Origin of the sequence: Micromonospora zamorensis, from assembly GCF_900090275.1 — a bacterium.
Taxonomy (GTDB): domain Bacteria; phylum Actinomycetota; class Actinomycetes; order Mycobacteriales; family Micromonosporaceae; genus Micromonospora; species Micromonospora zamorensis.
This window is the reverse complement of the sequence record NZ_LT607755.1, coordinates 1,029,585-1,043,580: the sequence shown is the minus strand read 5'-3', so window position 1 is coordinate 1,043,580 and position 13,996 is coordinate 1,029,585. Positions and strand designations below refer to the sequence as shown.

The 13,996-nt window shown below is 71.4% G+C and carries 11 protein-coding genes; 4 read left to right on the top strand and 7 right to left on the bottom strand.

The genetic code is table 11. The features are described from left to right. Positions 1-99: 99 nt before the first annotated feature. Together GA0070619_RS04755 and GA0070619_RS04750 are read right to left on the bottom strand one after the other, a co-directional pair. On the bottom strand, positions 100-1,476 hold the full coding sequence (locus GA0070619_RS04755) for a sensor histidine kinase (protein WP_088951552.1): 1,377 nt from the start codon (positions 1,474-1,476) through the stop codon (positions 100-102). Positions 1,477-1,550: 74 nt separating this feature from the next. Beyond that, entirely contained in the window at positions 1,551-2,207 is a 657-nt protein-coding gene (locus GA0070619_RS04750; RefSeq protein WP_088946934.1) for a response regulator transcription factor, read from the bottom strand. A 95-nt stretch (positions 2,208-2,302) separates the two neighbouring features. Here GA0070619_RS04750 and GA0070619_RS04745 point away from each other — a divergent pair, with 95 nt between their 5' ends. Further along, a complete protein-coding gene (locus GA0070619_RS04745) occupies positions 2,303-3,436 on the top strand; it encodes a LolA family protein (RefSeq protein ID WP_088946933.1) in 1,134 nt (377 codons plus the stop codon). A 67-nt stretch (positions 3,437-3,503) separates the two neighbouring features. On the opposite strand, the gene GA0070619_RS04740 is transcribed toward GA0070619_RS04745, so the two are convergent. Then, positions 3,504-4,139: an SGNH/GDSL hydrolase family protein gene (locus GA0070619_RS04740; RefSeq protein ID WP_088946932.1), complete on the bottom strand. Its 636-nt coding sequence runs from the start codon at positions 4,137-4,139 to the stop codon at positions 3,504-3,506. Between the two features lie 146 nt (positions 4,140-4,285). On the opposite strand from GA0070619_RS04740, the gene GA0070619_RS04735 reads away from it, so the two are divergent. Further along, entirely contained in the window at positions 4,286-6,580 is a 2,295-nt protein-coding gene (locus GA0070619_RS04735) for a HelD family protein (RefSeq protein ID WP_088946931.1), read from the top strand. A gap of 103 nt (positions 6,581-6,683) precedes the next feature. Here the strand turns inward: GA0070619_RS04735 and GA0070619_RS04730 are convergent, their stop codons facing one another. Then, positions 6,684-7,103, bottom strand: a complete 420-nt coding sequence (locus tag GA0070619_RS04730; RefSeq protein ID WP_088951551.1) for a hypothetical protein — start codon at positions 7,101-7,103, stop codon at positions 6,684-6,686. Between the two features lie 190 nt (positions 7,104-7,293). Between GA0070619_RS04730 and GA0070619_RS33265 the strand changes: the two genes are divergently transcribed. Then, the gene (locus tag GA0070619_RS33265; RefSeq protein ID WP_231927265.1) at positions 7,294-9,336 is read left to right on the top strand and encodes a glycerophosphodiester phosphodiesterase family protein; all 2,043 of its coding nucleotides are present in this window, start codon (positions 7,294-7,296) and stop codon (positions 9,334-9,336) included. 178 nt (positions 9,337-9,514) lie between these two features. Further along, positions 9,515-9,892 (top strand): hypothetical protein, encoded by a 378-nt coding sequence (locus GA0070619_RS04720; RefSeq protein WP_088946929.1) that lies wholly within the window; start codon positions 9,515-9,517, stop codon positions 9,890-9,892. A 72-nt stretch (positions 9,893-9,964) separates the two neighbouring features. Here the strand turns inward: GA0070619_RS04720 and GA0070619_RS04715 are convergent, their stop codons facing one another. From GA0070619_RS04715 to GA0070619_RS04705, 3 genes are all read right to left on the bottom strand, one after another. Beyond that, positions 9,965-10,909 (bottom strand): sporulation protein, encoded by a 945-nt coding sequence (locus GA0070619_RS04715; protein ID WP_088946928.1) that lies wholly within the window; start codon positions 10,907-10,909, stop codon positions 9,965-9,967. Positions 10,910-11,054: 145 nt separating this feature from the next. Then, positions 11,055-11,831 carry a DeoR/GlpR family DNA-binding transcription regulator gene (locus GA0070619_RS04710; RefSeq protein WP_088946927.1) on the bottom strand — a complete coding sequence of 259 codons (777 nt, stop codon included), beginning with the start codon at positions 11,829-11,831 and terminating at the stop codon, positions 11,055-11,057. Positions 11,832-11,868: 37 nt separating this feature from the next. Then, the gene (locus GA0070619_RS04705) at positions 11,869-13,872 is read right to left on the bottom strand and encodes a beta-galactosidase (protein WP_088946926.1); all 2,004 of its coding nucleotides are present in this window, start codon (positions 13,870-13,872) and stop codon (positions 11,869-11,871) included. Positions 13,873-13,996: the final 124 nt, after the last annotated feature.

Here is a 13,996-nt window from a genome sequence, read left to right as displayed (position 1 = left end):
CTTCGACAGGCATCGGCGAAGTATCACGCTACGTAGCTGTCGCATCCGCGGGTGCAGAGCAAAGGGGTGATCTGTGGGTGGGTGGGGGCAGGCTCGCCGTCACGGACCGTCAATCTGTGGCCCAGGGCCGTCCTCGCCCGGAAACGCCGGCAGCAGCAGACACACTCGCAGCCCGCACTGCTCCGGCGCGTCGGTCAGGCTGATGCTGCCGCCCGCACGTCGCACCAACTCCCGGACGATGGCCAGCCCCAGGCCGGCGCCCCCGTCGTCGCGGGCCCGTCCGTCATCCAGCCGGGTAAACCGATCAAAGACCCGCTCCCGGTCCGCGACCGGGATCCCCGGGCCGTCGTCGGTCACCGTCACCAGGTGGTACGCCCCGGAGCCACGCCCGTCCGTCGACGCCGCCTCGGCGGCGAGCACCACACTGCCGTACGCGTGCCGGACCGCGTTGTCGACCAGGTTGGCCAGCACGCGCCGCAACTCGTCGGCGTTGCCGGTCGTCCAGAGCGGGCCCGGCGGCGGCGTCAACCGAACCGGCGGCGACGGGTAACGGGCGGCGACCTCGGCCAGCAGCGCGCCCAACTCCACCGGGCCGACGCCCCGGGTCGGTGGCGCTTCGTCCAGGCGGGCCAGCAGCAGGAGGTCGTCGACCAGCCGGCTCAGTCGCTCGGTGTCGGTGAGCAGGTTGGTGGTGACGGCCGTCCAGTCCGTCCGGTCGGCGAGACGCTGGGCCACCTCCAGCTCGGTCCGGATGTTGGTCAACGGACTGCGCAGCTCGTGTGCGGCGTCGGAGACGAACGCCCGCTGGCGGATCCGGGCCGATTCCAGCCGGTCCAGCATGCCGTTGAGGGTGACCGCCAACCGGTGGATCTCGTCGGCCGACGCGGGCACCGGCAACCGGCCGGCGCCGGCCCGCCCGGTGATCTCCTCGGCGCCTCGGCGGAGCGCCTCGACCGGGCGCAGGGTCGCGCCCACCACCCGCCACGCCACGGCGGCCAGCACGGCCACCAACAGGGGGAACGCCACCAGCAGGATGGTCCGGACGACGTGCGCGCTGTGCCGCACGTCGGCCATCGAGCGGGCGACCAGCACGGTGAGCGGGTCGGCCGCGGTGCCGGCGGGAACGGTGACCACCCGGACCGGACCGGCGAGCCCGACCCGCTCGGCCGGCACGTCCAGGCGCTGGCGGCGGTCCCGGTCCAGCCGCTCCGGGCGGACCATCGGCACCAGCCGGTCGGCGTCGATCGAGGCGGCCCTGATCCGCCCCTGCGCGTCGACGACCTGGACGCGCACCTGGCCACCGGCCACCGGCAGCGGGTCGGGCAGCGCGTCCTCGGCGGCGAGCAGGGCGACCGCGTCGGCGGTCCGGAACGCCTCGGTGTCGACCGTCCGCTGGAGCACGAAGCCGAGCGCGCCGAGCAGCACCACCCCGCCCAGGGCGAGCCCGATGGTGAGGCCGAAGACTCCGAGCGCCATGAGCCGCCCCCGCAGCCCGAGCACCGGCATCCAACCGAGCCACCCCCGGCGGGCACCCACCGGGGCGTCGCTGGTCACGTCGCCAGCCGGTAACCGGCGCCCCGGACCGTCTCCAGCCGGTCGCGGCCGAGCTTGCGGCGCAGGTAACCGACATACACCTCGACGGCGTTCGGCGCGGTCTCCACGCTCGCGTCCCAGACGTGGTCCAGCAGCTCGGTCTTGGAGACGACCTGGCCGGGCCGGCGCATCAGGTAGTCCAGCAGCGCGAACTCCCGCGCGGTCAGGGTCACCTCGTCGTCGGCCCGGGTCACCCGTCGGCGGGCCGGATCCAGTCGCAGGTCACCGACCGCCAGCACCGCCGGGCGTTCCGGCGCGCCACGGCGCAGCAGCGCCCGCAACCGGGCCAGCAGCACCACGTACGAGAAGGGTTTGGTCAGATAGTCGTCGGCCCCGCAGTCGAGGCCGTCGGCCTGGTCGTACTCGCCGTCCTTGGCGGAGAGCATCAGCACCGGCAACCAGTGCTGCTCGGCCCGCAGCCGCCGGACCAGCTCGTAGCCGGAGAGGCCGGGCAGCATCACGTCGAGGATCATCGCGTCGTACCCGCCGTGGCGGGCCGCGTCCAGGCCGGCCGGACCGGTCCCTGCCACATCCACCGCGAACCCCTCCGCCTGTAGGCCGCGTTGCAGGGCGGCCGCCAACCGGGCTTCGTCCTCCACCACCAGCAAGCGCACGGTCCAAGGGTGCCACCCGGGTCAAACGTGCTGGTCCGCCGTCCTCAGCACACTCACAGCGCACAGGGGGGAGGATGTGCGGAGGAGGTGTCACCATGTCCGTTCTGAGAAGCCGTCCCGTCCTTCGTTGGCTGGTCCCGGCCACTGCTGCCGTCGCCGTCATCGGCGGGGGCGCGGCGATCGGCACGTTCGCCGCCGAGGCGGAGCCGAGCCTGCCACCGCGTACCGCGGCCCAGCTTCTGGTCGATCTGCAGACCTCCCGGCTGGAAGGGCTGTCCGGGACCGTCGTGCAGCGCGCCGATCTCGGCCTGCCGCCTCTCGTCGGGCTGGTCTCCGGCAACGAGCTGACCACCATGCTGACCGGCACGCACACCCTGCGGGTCTGGTATTCCGGCCCGGATCAGCAGCGGGTCGCGCTGTTGGACACCCTGGGCGAGCAGGACGTGATCCGCAACGGCCGGGACGTCTGGACCTGGCAGAGTCGCAGCAACACCGCCAAGCACCTCACACTGGGCGGCGACGCCGGAAAGCCGGTCCCCGACGCGGCGGCGACCATGCCGGCCACCCCGCAGCAGGCCGCCGACCTGGCGTTGGGCGCGATCGACCCGAGCACCGAGGTCAGCGTCGGCCGGTCGGCCACGGTCGCCGGCCAGGACGCCTACGAGTTGGTGCTCCAGCCGCGCGACAAGGACTCACTGGTGCACCAGGTGCGGATCGCCATCGACGCCAAGCAGCACGTGCCGCTGCGCTTCGAGGTGCTCGCGAAGGGCAGCGACCGGCCGGCGTTCGAGATGGCCTTCACCCAGGTCGACTACCGCCGCCCGGACGCCGACCAGTTCACGTTCAACCCGCCGCCCGGTGTGACGGTCACCGAGGAGAAGGCGGAGCGGCCGGCCGCCGGCCCGGGTGCCGGCAAGCCTGGCCACGTCGCACCCTCGGGTGACCCGCAGGTGCGTACGGTGGGCTCCGGCTGGACGACCGTGCTGGTCGGCCGCCTCGACGGGCTCGAAGACGGCCCCAAGACCTCCGCGAAGCCGGCTACGCCACCGGCCGGCTCGCCGGACGTGGACATGTCGAAGCTGCTCGGTGGGCTGCCGGCGGTCAGCGGTGACTGGGGCAGCGGTCGGCTCTTCAGCAGCAAGCTGTTCAGCGTGCTGCTCACCGATGACGGCCGGGTGCTCGCCGGAGCCGTCACCCCGGAGCGGCTCTACCAGGCCGCGCGCGGCTGATCCACACGGTGTTCGCGCCGGGTCGACCTGACGGTCGGCCCGGCGCTTCGCTGCGGTGGACGCCCGGTCAGCGGGCGGAGGTCACGCCGAGTGCGGTGAGGTAGGCGTCGGCGAGGACCGCGTGGCCGGGCAGGTGCGGGTGGACCCGGTCGTCGGCCCAGCGCGTCGACGGGCTCACCGCCAGCACCCGGTCGAACGCCGCCTGGTTGGCCACGTGCACCGCGTCGAACTCGGTGGCCAGCCCCGCCACGACCGCCGCGTACCGGTCCGTGTCTGCGCGTTGCGGGACGCTCCGGTCCGCCTCGATGAAGAACGGGTCACCGAGGATCAGTCGGCAGCCGGTGGCGGCAACCGCCCGTCGAAGCAGGTCACGCAGGGTGCGCTCGTACTCCTCGATGCCGACTGCCTCATCCGGCCGGTCACCGTAGTGCCGCCAGATGTCGTTGATGCCGATCAGCACCGCGAGCCAGTCGGGGCGCTCGCCGATGGCGTCGTCGTCCCACCGGGCGGCCAGGTCCCGCACCGTGTCGCCGCCCACACCCCGGTTGACCCACTCCAACTCCAACTCGGGGTGCCGTGCGTCGACCAAGGCGCGCACGAGGCTCACGTATCCGCTGCCGTAGGGCGCGGCGACGTCGCGTCGACCACAATCGGTGATGCTGTCCCCGATGAAGACCACCCGTTGCCCGGTCCGCAGGATCATCCGCCGCCACCTCGCGATCACCGGCGCGCCGACCCGTCCGGCTTGGTGAGAGCCGACGCAACGCGCTATCTTCAACAGTTCGAGGACACAAAAAAGAACGGCTAAAAGCCGTTCCTGCAAAGGATTCTAATCTTTAGGGAGACGGCTTGTCAAGGCACTCCGGCGGTTCCGGCGAATTGCCGCTCGACGACGAGATCGGTCGCGAGCAGGAGTACGTCTCGATGCTCTACGACCGGCTGGACGGGCTGCGTGAGCAGGCCGCCCACCGGCTCACCGCCGAGCTGCGCAACACCGGCGGCACCCTCCAGGACCGCTCGCAGCGCGACAGCTCGGTAGCGATGTACGCCGATCAGGTCGAGCAGTTCTCCGCCGTGGAGAATGGGCTCTGCTTTGGCCGCCTCGACGGTGACGACGACTCCCGCCGCTACATCGGCCGGATCGGCATCTTCGACACCAGCGGTGACTACGACCCGCTGCTGATGGACTGGCGGGCTCCGGCAGCGCGCCCGTTCTACCTCGCCACCGCCGCCAACCCGCAGGGCGTACGCCGGCGCCGGCACCTGCGCACCCGGCAGCGCAAGGTCACCGGCCTGAACGACGAGGTGCTCGACATCGACACCGCCGCACCCGGCGGCCACGAGGAGCTGACCGGCGAGGCGTCCCTGCTCGCCGCGCTCAACGCGGGCCGGACCGGCCGGATGCGCGACATCGTCGAGACCATCCAGGCCGAACAGGACCAGATCATCCGCGCGGAGCTGCCGGGCGTCATGGTGGTCCAGGGCGGCCCCGGCACCGGCAAGACCGCTGTCGCGTTGCACCGGGCGGCCTACCTGCTCTACACCCACCGACGCGAACTCTCCAGCCGGGGCGTGCTGCTGGTCGGCCCGAACGCGACCTTCCTGCGCTACATCTCCCAGGTGCTGCCGACGCTGGCGGAGACCGGCGTGCTGCTGCGTACCCAGGCTGATCTCTTCCCGGGCGTGAGCGCCCAACGGACCGAACCGGCCGAGACCGCGGCGCTGAAGGGCCGGGCGGTGCTCGCCGAGGTCCTGGCGCTGGCCGTGCGGGACCGGCAGTGGGTGCCGGACGAGCCGCTGGAGATCGAGGTCGAGCGGGAGACGCTGACCCTCGACCCGGAGATCGTGCGGGCCGCCCGGGACCGGGTACGTCGCATCGACCGCCCGCACAACCTGGCCCGCGCGCTGTTCGACGTGGAGATCGTGCACGCCATCGCCGACCAGGTGGCCGAGCGGATCGGCGCCGACCCGCTGGGCGGGGACAACCTGCTCGACGAGGCGGACCGGGCCGAGATCCGCCGCGAGCTGCGCGAGGAGACGGAGATCCAGGCAGCCCTGGACCGGCTGTGGCCGGTACTCACCCCGCAGCGGCTGCTCGCCGACCTGTACGCCGACCCGGAGCGCATCGCCGCCGCCACGCCGATGCTGACCGAGGACGAGCGGGAGCTGCTGCGGCGGGAGCCCGGTGGGTGGACGCCGGCCGACGTGCCGCTGCTCGACGAGGCCGCCGAGCTGCTCGGCGAGGACGAGCGGGCCGCCGCCGCCCGGCGGGACCGCATCCGGATGATGGAACGGGAGTACGCCGAGGGCGTGCTGGAGATCGCCCGAGGTTCCCGCTCAATCGACGTCGAGGACGAGGCCGAGGGCGGTGAGATCCTCGGCGTCACCGACCTGATCGACGCGGACCGGCTGCTGGAGCGGCAGGAGGAGGCCGACCGCCTCACCACCGCGCAGCGGGCCGCCGCCGACCGGACCTGGGCGTTCGGCCACGTCATCGTGGACGAGGCACAGGAGCTCTCGCCAATGGCGTGGCGGCTGCTGATGCGCCGCTGCCCGAGCCGGTCGATGACGATCGTCGGGGACGTCGCACAGACCGGCGCGCTCAGCGGCACGCCCTCCTGGGCGGACGCCCTCGCCCCGTACGTCGCCCAGCGGTGGCGGCTGACCGAGTTGACGGTCAGCTACCGCACCCCTGCCGAGATCATGGCGGTCGCCGCCGAGGTGCTGGCGGAGATCGACCCGGCGCTGCGTCCGCCGCGTTCGGTGCGGGAGAGCGGCGTACCCCCGTGGGACCGCGCGGTGCCCGACGAGCGGTTGGCGGCGGAGCTGGTCGCCGAAGCCGCCCGCGAGGCGGCCCGGTTGACCGAGGGTCGGCTCGGCGTGCTGGTGCCGGCCGGCCGGGTGGGTGAGTTGGGTGCGGCAGTGACCGCAGCCCTGCCGGAGGCCGCCGTGGGCGAGCACCCCGAGCTGGAGAGCCGGGTCGTGGTGCTGACCGTGGCGCAGGCCAAGGGGTTGGAGTTCGACTCGGTGCTGGTCGTCGACCCGGACCGGATGGTGGCCGAGTCGCCGCGTGGGCGCAGCGACCTGTACGTCGCGCTCACCCGAGCCACCCAACGCCTGGGCATCCTGCGCCCCACAAGCTGATCCCCCACGGCCTCCCGGCCAACCCCTGCGTCGATCATGAGGTTGGCGTGGACTGTGATCTCCGACAGCCACGCCAACCTCATGATCACGGCGGGGTTCCGCTCTAGTCGCCGGCGTGATCCTGGGTGGACTTGGCGGGTCCGGTCGCGGACGTGGACTGGTCGCTGGTGCTCCCGCCCATCGGGGTGCTCAGACCGCCGGTGGTGGCGTCGCCGGTCGTGGTCGGGGCGACCTTGCCCGGGTGTCGCTCCGGCTGCCGGGCCACCCTGCGTACGCTCGCCGGACCGGCGGTGCCACCGGTGGTGGTCACCGCGCCCTGCCCGCCGACCGGGCCGCCGTCGCGCAGCACCTGCGGATCGATCCGTTCGTGCGCCGGGTCGAGCGGGTCGTCGCGCTGAATCTCGCTCAGCACATCGGTGCGGGGCACCGTCACCTCTTCGACGGCTCCCTTGCCGTACACGCCTCCGGCGATCCGATCCTCGGCCTGGCGGGCGGCGTCCTGCCGCATGTCGTCCTCACGCACGATCATCACCTCGCAGAAGCTGTGGAACTGACTGCTTGCCCGGCCACCCGCCGACCAAACCCGGCGTGACCGGGAGGTCGTCCACGGCGGTTCACCGTCGCGCCGTCCACTGGCCGCCTGCCCGCAGTCCGAGATGTCCATGCTGTCCGGCGACCGGTGGGAGATGCCCGCCGGCAGAGGGGATGACAGCGTGCGCACAGTACGCCGTACCGCCGTCGCGGCCCTGGTGGCCGCGACGGTGACGACCGGGTTCGCGGTGCCCGCCCAGGCGAAACCGCGCCCGGACCGGACATTCGACGTGCAGGCCCACCGGGGCGGCCTCGGGCTGCGGGTGGAGAACACCCTCGCCTCCTTCGGCAACGCCCTCCAGCTCGGGGTGACCACCCTCGAACTGGACGTGCAGATCACCGAGGACGGTCAGGCCGTCGTCACCCACGACCGGAAGATCAGTGGCGCCAAGTGCGTCGACACCGCCGCGGTGACGCCCGGCGACCCGGAGTTCCCGTACGTCGGGAAGTACGTCAACACGCTCACCGTGGCCCAGGTGCGCTCGCTGGACTGCGGCTCGAAGAGCCTGCCGGACAAGCCCGGCCAGCTCGCCGTCCCGGGTGCCCGGATGCCGTTGCTACGTGAGGTCTTCGCGCTCGTCAACCGCTATCGGGCGAAGGACGTGAAGCTCAACGTCGAGACCAAGGTGGAGGCGGGCGCGCCGACCGAGACCGCGCCCCGCGACCAGTTCGTCCGGGTCACCGCAGCCGAGATCCGCGCCGCCGGGCTGCTCAAGCAGGTCACCATCCAGAGCTTCGACTGGGGCGCGTTGATGCGCATGCGCCAGGTCGAACCGAAGTTGCCGCTGGTCGCCCTGACCAACTACGACTTCCTCCAGACCGGACAGCCGGGCGCCTCGCCGTGGCTGGGCGGGCTGGACATCGACGACTTCGGCGGCGACCCGATCAGGGCGATCCGCAGCTTCGGCGCGAGCGCCTTCTCACCGGTGCACGGCTTCCCGCAGAACGGCACTGTCACCGACCCCGGCTACCAGCCGTACGTCACCAGGGAGATGGTCGCCCAGGCGCACCGCTACGGGATCAAGGTGATCCCGTGGACCGTCGACGACGTGCCGACCATGGCGAAGCTGATCGACGACGGCGTGGACGGCATGATCACCGACTACCCGGACCGGTTGCGTGGCCTGCTGGCGCAGCGCGGCTACCGGCTGCCGAAGGCGTACACGGCGCCGTTCGACATCCAGGCGCACCGGGGCGGTCGGGCCACCCGTCCGGAGAACACCCTGCCGGCCTTCTCGAACGCGTTGTCCAACCGGGCCATCTCCACGCTGGAATTGGACACCGGCGTGACCGCCGACGGCAGGCTCGTGGTGCTGCACGACCGCACCGTCAACGGGTCGCACTGCGTCGACACCGCCCCGGTGCGCCCGGGAGACCGGAAATTCCCGTACGTCGGCAAGCCGGTGCACGAACTGACCCTGGCGCAGCTCAAGACCGTCGACTGCGGCACGAGGACGCTGCCCGAACTGCCCGCGCAGGTGCCCGCACCGGGTGCCCGGATCCCGACCCTGGACGAGGTCTTCGCCCTGGTGAAGGCGAGTGGTCGCACCGACATCGGAATGAACATCGAAACGAAGATCAGCCCGGTGGTGAACGACACCGAGCCGTACCGCAGCTTCACCCGCAAGCTCGTCGACGCCATCCAGCTCGCCGGCTTCACCAACCGGGCCACCATCCAGTCGTTCGACTGGCGCACCATCACGTACGCGCGGCAGCTCGACCGGCGGATCGGTACGGTCGCGCTGGTCTGGCAGTACGGCCCGGCCGAGTGCACGTCCCTCGCCGACGAGTGCTCGTTGCAGGCGGTGTACGGGAACCCGTCGGTGAAGAGCCCGTGGACCGGTGGACTGGACTGGTGGAAGCACCAGGACCTGGGCAAGCTGACCCTGGCCGCCGGTGCGGGCACGGTCTCGGCCAACTGGCAGGTGCACGACCCCAAGCAGGGCACTGTCGCCTCGGCGGACTGGTACCTGCGGGAGAACCCGGCGTACTTCCACGGACCGGACGTCCGGACCCTTCAGACGCGGGACGGCCTGAAGGTGATCCCGTACACCGTTGATGACGCCGCGGTCATGCAGCGGGTGATCGACCTGGGTGTCGACGGCATCATCACCGACGACCCGGACCTGTTGGTGAGCGTCGCGATCCGCAACGGCCTGCGCTGACCCGCCGTCCTACCTGATCGCCGGCCGGATTTTCCGGCCGGCGATCGGTGTTACCTGCTCCCGGGCCTCGGGTAGTCGGGGGTTGTCCCCGCCACGAAAGCGAACCGTGCCGTGGCCGAAACGCGGTAGCGGGGCGAGGGAATGCAGGTACGACTCATCGCATCCTGAGGAGGACCAGATGAGCACGCAGGCTGCTTCCACCCGGCCGATGAACCGGCCGATGAACGACCCGCAGAACCCCGCCTCGATGCGGGACATGCCCACCCAGCAGATGCCGGCCATGCGCGACGGACGTCGCAACGACATGCAGGCACCTGGTACGGAGACCAAGCAGGCGTTCAAGACCACCGAGTTCTGGATCTACCTGATCGCGGTGGCCGCCGTACTGGGCGCGTCGCAGGTCGTCGGAAAGAACTCCGCCGGGGTGGACATCTTCCGGGCCGACAACGCCTGGTTCCTGATCACCCTGCTGACGCTCGGCTACCTCGGTAGCCGGGGCCTGGCCAAGGCCGGCAGCAACTGGCGCAGCAGCGAGGAGCGCAAGGCCCGCCACTAAGCGGGTAGCGCGAGCACAGCGCACGATGGCCTCCGGGAGTACTTCCCGGAGGCCATCGTCGTGTCTGGACGACTACTCGTCGCCGCCGAAGTCGCCGCCGAAGTCACCCTCGAACGCATCCTCGATCATCTCGCCGGCGATCATGCCGCCCGCGACGCCGAGGGCCGCACCGGCCACCATGCCGCCCATCCCGTGCCCCCGGCTGTGACCGTGGCTAGGGCCGTACTGGGAGCGGAGGCTGCCGTAGCGGGAGGTGGTCTCGCGCAGCCAGCCGTCGACGACCTGCGCCCAGTCCACCCGGTCGGCGTCGGTGTGCGACACCTGGTAGCGGCCGAAGGCGTCGTGCCCGGCGCTGAGGAAACCGCCGCGCTTGTCGCACTCCAGGATGACCTCCACGCCGCGCTGACTGGTCACGAAGGTCAGCTCGGCCTCCCTGATCGTGCTCGCGTACTGCGGGGAGGCAAAGAACTCGATCTCCTGGTAGAACGGCAACGTCTGCTGGACACCACGGATGTGGCCCCGCTCCAGGTCGGCGTGCTTGAACCGGAAGCCGAGCCGCTGGAACGCCTCCAGGATCCGCTCGTGCACCGGCAAGGGGTGCACGGCCACCTGGTCCAGGTCGCTCTTGTCGACGGCGCGGGCGATCGCCAGCTCGGTGCGCAGGCCCATCGTCATCCCGTGCAGGCGCTGGCCGTACACATCGGTGATCGGGGTCTCCCACGGCACCGGCAGTTGGAACGGGATGGAGAGCTGCTGCTTCGGGGCGAGCTTGAGCGCTCCGCTGACCGCCATCCGGTGGAACTCCATCGTGCCCGCGTACTCGGTGTCGTGTCCTTCGACCTCGACCCGGGTGACCAGCCCGATGACCACCTGCTCGATGGCTGCCTCGGCGTCGCCGCCGACGAGGTTGACCTGCCCGTCGAGGGTCAGGCCGGGCCGGGTGTTGGGGTTGGTCAGCACGGTGTCCACACTGGGACCGCCGACACCGAACGCGCTCAACATCTTCTTGAAGACCATCGAAACTCCTGTGCGACGCCGACCGCTCCAGGCTGGAGTCGGACGTTGACTCGAACGGCACCCTATCCAGCACCCCTGTGAGGTGGCTGTGAAGCGCGGGCCCCTCGCGACGTCCGATGCCCGGACGACCCTGCCTGCGCGCGGCCTAGTCGGGTTCCACGATCACCAGCTCACCGACCTGCTCGCCGATCGCGGCACGCGCCTCCGCCGGCAGGCCACGGTCGGTGATCAGCACGTCGGCGGCCTCCAGCGGGGCGATGGTGGCGATACCGATGATCTCCCACTTGGTGTGGTCGGCGAGCACCACGAGCCGACGCGCCGCGCCGATCAGGCAGCGGTTGACACCGGCCTCCAGCAGGTTCGGCGTGGTGAGTCCGGTGCGGGGGCTGAGCCCGTGCACACCGAGGAAGAGCAGGTCGACGTTGAGCGCGCTGATCGCCGCCTCGGCCACCGGCCCGGTCAACGCGTCCGACGGGGTGCGGATGCCACCGGTCAACACGACGGTCTGGTCCGCGCGCGGGTTCTGGTAGAGCGCGTCGGCCACCGGGATGGAGTTGGTCACCACGGTCAGCCCGCGTACGTCGGAGAGCAGGGTGGCCAGCGCGGCGGTGGTGGTGCCGGCGGAGAGCGCGATGGCCATCCCCGGCTCCACCATTCTTGCCGCGCGCTCGGCGATGGCCCGCTTCTCCGCCTGCTGGCGGATCGACTTCGCCGCGAAGCCTGGCTCCTCGGCCGAACCCGGCCCGGCGAGCGTCGCCCCGCCGTGCACCTTGTCCACCAGACCGCGCTCGGCCAGCACCTCCAGGTCGCGCCGGATCGTCATGTCGGAGACACCGAACCGGCTGACCAGGTGGCTGACCCGCACGCCGCCGCGTTGGCGGATCAGATCGAGGATGGCGGTCTGCCGCTGCTGGGCGAGCATCTGGGGAACCTCCTTCGTGCCGTGGCTGTCGCCGGGGTCAGGCCGGGTCGTCGGCCCGATCCTCCCGGACGACCGCCACCTCACCGGCCGGCAGGGTCAGCTCACCGGCGCAGTGCGCCCCGGTCAGCAACTCCGTGCCGCGCACCGGGAGCCGCACCTCGGCATCGGTGTGGTTGATGACGAACAGCCAGCTCCGGTCGCCGTCGCGTCGACGGACAACCTCCACACCGGACGGCGCCGACGCGGCCGGGCGGACACCTGCCTCGTCGACGAGTCGGGCGACCAACCGGTCGGTGGCCGGCTCGTCCAGCCGGGTGCCGACATACCAGGCGGCGCCGTCGCCGACCCGGTGGCGGGTCAGCGCCGGCACACCCGGCAAGGGCCCATCGGTGTACGACGCCAGCACCTCGGCGCCCTCGGGGTGCAGCCACTCGGTCCACACGTCCGCGGTGCTCCCGTCGTCGAGCCGGACCTGTTCGCCCTCCCGCAGCGGGAAGAACTCCTCGGTCCGTACGCCGAGCAGCTCACGGAACGCGCCCGGGTAACCGCCCAGCCGGATGTGGTCGTTCGCGTCGACGATGCCGCTGAAGTAGGTGACGGCGGCGGTGCCACCGCCCTCGACGTAGCGGTGCAGCGCCTCGACGTCGGCGTCCCGCACCAGGTAGAGGGTCGGTGCCAGGACCAGTCGGTAGCCGCTGAGGTCCGCCGACGGGTGCACGATGTCGGCGGTCACGCCGGCCCGCCACAGCGCCCCGTGGAGGGCGCCCAGCCGGTCGGCGTAGGTGACGTCGGCGCTGGGGTGTGAATCCAACTCGACCGCCCACCACGCGTCCCAGTCGAACAGGACCGCCACCTCGGCGTCCACCCGACTGCCGCGCACCTCGGCCAGCGCCTTCAGGTCCGCGCCGAGCTGGCAGACCTCGCGGAACACCTTGGTGTCCGGCCCGGCGTGCGGCACCAGCGCGGAGTGGAACTTCTCGGCGCCGGCCCGGGAGGCGCGCCACTGGAAGAACAGCACGCCGTCCGCGCCCCGGGCGACGTGCGCCAGGCTGTTGCGGCGCAGCTGTCCGGGAAGTTTGGCCACGTTGCGCGGCTGCCAGTTGACCGCGCTGGTGGAGTGCTCCATGAGCAGCCACGGGTCACCGCCGGCGACGCCCCGGGTGTGGTCGGCGGCGAGCGCCAGCCCGAGATGTCCCTGCGGGTCGGCTGCGGTCAGGTAGTGGTCGTTGGAGACGAGGTCCACGTCGTCGGCCCACGAGTGGTAGTCCATGTGCTTGACGCCCATGCCGATCATGAAGTTGGTGGTGACCGGCTGCTGGACCAACGTCCGCAGCACCTCCCGTTCGGCGCGGAGCTGGGCGCGCTGCTCGTCGGAGGAGAAGCGCAGGAAGTCGAGTTGCTGCGTGGGGTTGGCGAAGGTCGGCGCGGTACGCGGCGGGTTGATCTCGGCCCAGTCGCCGTAGCGCTGGCTCCAGAACGCGGTGCCCCAGGCGTCGTTGAGCTGGTCCAGGTCGCCGTAGCGCGCCCGCAGCCAGCCGCGGAACGCCTCGGCGCTGACGTCGCAGTAGCAGTGCACGTTGTGGCAGCCCAACTCGTTGGAGACGTGCCACATCACCACGGCCGGGTGCTCGGCGTACCGGCCGGCGACCGCTCGCACCAGCTCCAGCGACCGCTCCCGGAACACCGCTGAGCTGGGGCAGTACGCCTGTCGTCCGCCGGGCCAGAGGATCGCGCCGTCGGCGCGGCGGGGCAACGTCTCCGGGTGCGCGCGAGCCAGCCACGGCGGTGGGCTGGCGGTGGCGGTGGCGAGGTCGACCTGGATGCCGCCGTCGTGCAGCAGGTCCAGCACCCGGTCCAACCATCCGAACTCGAACCGGCCCGGTGTGGGCTCCAGCAGGGCCCAGGAGAAGATGCCGACCGAGACCAGGTTGACCCCGGCCCGGCGCATCAGCTCGATGTCCTCGGACCAGGTCTGCCGGGGCCACTGCTCGGGGTTGTAGTCGCCGCCGAAATAGATGCCGTCACCCTGCCATCGCCGCATGAGAGCTGAGGGTGCACCGGCCCGGACACGCAAGTCAACAGGTTCCAACATGGATTTTTTTCCAACGTTTACCTCGTAACAGCCATGTCACAACTGGGTTAGCGGAGGCGGAACGCCCTCTTGA

Bases quoted from the DNA above. Each gene is read 5' to 3' on its own strand.
- GA0070619_RS04745 (WP_088946933.1), top strand. From the start codon at position 2,303: ATGTCCGTTCTGAGAAGCCGTCCCGTCCTTCGTTGGCTGGTCCCGGCC.
- GA0070619_RS04720 (WP_088946929.1), top strand. From the start codon at position 9,515: ATGAGCACGCAGGCTGCTTCCACCCGGCCGATGAACCGGCCGATGAAC.
- GA0070619_RS04715 (WP_088946928.1), bottom strand. From the start codon at position 10,909: ATGGTCTTCAAGAAGATGTTGAGCGCGTTCGGTGTCGGCGGTCCCAGT.
- GA0070619_RS04705 (WP_088946926.1), bottom strand. From the start codon at position 13,872: ATGCGGCGATGGCAGGGTGACGGCATCTATTTCGGCGGCGACTACAAC.
- GA0070619_RS04710 (WP_088946927.1), bottom strand. From the start codon at position 11,831: ATGCTCGCCCAGCAGCGGCAGACCGCCATCCTCGATCTGATCCGCCAA.
- GA0070619_RS04755 (WP_088951552.1), bottom strand. From the start codon at position 1,476: ATGGCGCTCGGAGTCTTCGGCCTCACCATCGGGCTCGCCCTGGGCGGG.
- GA0070619_RS04740 (WP_088946932.1), bottom strand. From the start codon at position 4,139: ATGATCCTGCGGACCGGGCAACGGGTGGTCTTCATCGGGGACAGCATC.